Consider the following 1,727-nt stretch of genomic DNA (forward strand, 5'->3'; position numbering starts at 1 on the left):
GTCAACGGCCATTTTTCCACATTCCATCCACAGTCACCAAAAACCCAGTATTCCCGGGACTTATTGGCATTACATTTTTGTGATCAACGCCTTTTCGGCGGTGTTCGCGCGACTCACTGCAGCGGTTTGCGTGACAGAATCAGGCCCTTTTGAGTCGCGATGCCAGCGCGCGGCCCGTTCCGATCAGCAGCGACGTGGCCGAACGCATGCGCGAAGGTGGGTGTTGCGCCAACCCGGCCGGGCACAGCGCCACCACGTCTGCCCGCGACAGCGTGCCCGAACGCACGCAGGCATCGCCCAGCCGCCACCACAGACGGGCGTATTCTGCCAGAATCAAAGCCAGATCGGCCGCATCGGGCCGCCGCGTCGCCATGAAATGCCCATGGACCACCGCGACCAGCCGGCCCACCTCGGCCAGGGTATCGCGGCAGGGCACCGGCACGCCGCCGGTGAAATGGTGCAAGACCAGATGCGCCGCCCGTGGCGCATCGGCCCCGAACAAGTCTGTATAAGGCTGGGCCAGAACGGCCGCCGCGCTCTGTTCCATCCGGGCGGTATAGCGCTGCGAGGCACCACCGGAATGGATGCGATAGGTTGCCAATGGCGTGTCGATCCGGGCAATCGCCCCGAACCGGGCGAGCCGGTGATAGAGATCGAAGTCTTCGGCATAGAGCCGATCGACCCGCTCAAACACGTCAAGCCGGCGGGCGGCTTCGGCCCGGAACATCACCGACGACCAGACCAGCGGATTGCCCAGTTGCAACCGCCAATCGATCAACGCCGGCGAGGTATGAAATGGTGCACGCGGCCCCGAGATCGCGCCAGCCTTGAGGATATCGACCGCAGAGGCCACGAGCACGACATGCGGGTTTGCCTCGAGAAACGCGTGCTGCACGGCAAACCGGGCCGGATGGCACAGGTCATCCTGATCCAGCCCGACGATGAAACGGCCACGCGCCGCCGCAAACGCCAGGTTGCGCGCCACTACCGGGCCGCCATTGCGCGGGGCCGCAATCACCCGCACGCGCGGATCCTCAACCTCGCGCAGGCGGGCCAGGGTATCATCGGTGGAACAATCGTCGACCACAACCAGTTCGAAATCGGGCAGGGTCTGGGCCAGGACACTGGCAATCGTGTCCCCGATCAGGGCGCCGCCGTTGTAGGCGGCCATCACCACGCTGATCAGGGGCGCATCTGTCATGCCACGGCCTGGCGGGGTGCGGCGCTGGTGGCCGGCAGGACCGCATCGACGATCACCTGCCCCACATCATTCTGCCACAGCCACAGCCCATTGGCGTTGCCCCGGAAACTCGGCTCTCCGCCCAAAGGGCCCCATGGCACGAAGCCGGCGGCAAGGCCGATGCCGTAGGCGCCGGGCACGATCTGCCCGGCGGCATCGCGCAGGCGGCAGTGACGATCGACCATCGGGCCAGGCTGCGGGCCATCGCAGGCGAGCATGATCGGCGCGCCTGCCGCATCGAACAAGGGCAAGGCACGCGGCCGATAGCCGGTTGCCCCGATCACCACGTCGGCTGCGTCAAGCGCCGCGCGCGCCGCGGCCGGATTGTGCTGGTCCAGCTGCAACAGCGTCAGGCGCGGTTCCGGCGCGCGTCCCCCCACGGCCAGCATGCGCAGCACAAGTTCGCGCGCTTCCAGCCGGAACCCGGCGAGGCGATAGACAAAGCCGCTGACCGGGCAGATGTCCGCCTCGGTAAAATCGGTGAAGC

1 protein-coding gene and 1 pseudogene are annotated in these 1,727 nt (G+C 66.5%); both read right to left on the reverse strand.

Going from position 1 to position 1,727, the window contains the following annotated elements:
- Positions 1-139: 139 nt before the first annotated feature.
- Positions 140-1,201, reverse strand: coding sequence for a glycosyltransferase family A protein (locus H926_RS27180; RefSeq protein WP_022676550.1), 1,062 nt, complete (start codon positions 1,199-1,201; stop codon positions 140-142).
- Positions 1,198-1,727, reverse strand: a pseudogene (locus H926_RS32510) (aminotransferase DegT); the annotation flags it as partial. The gene H926_RS27180 and the pseudogene H926_RS32510, both read right to left, overlap by 4 nt.

Origin of the sequence: Novosphingobium sp. B-7, assembly GCF_000410615.1 — a bacterium.
Lineage (GTDB): Bacteria > Pseudomonadota > Alphaproteobacteria > Sphingomonadales > Sphingomonadaceae > Novosphingobium > Novosphingobium capsulatum.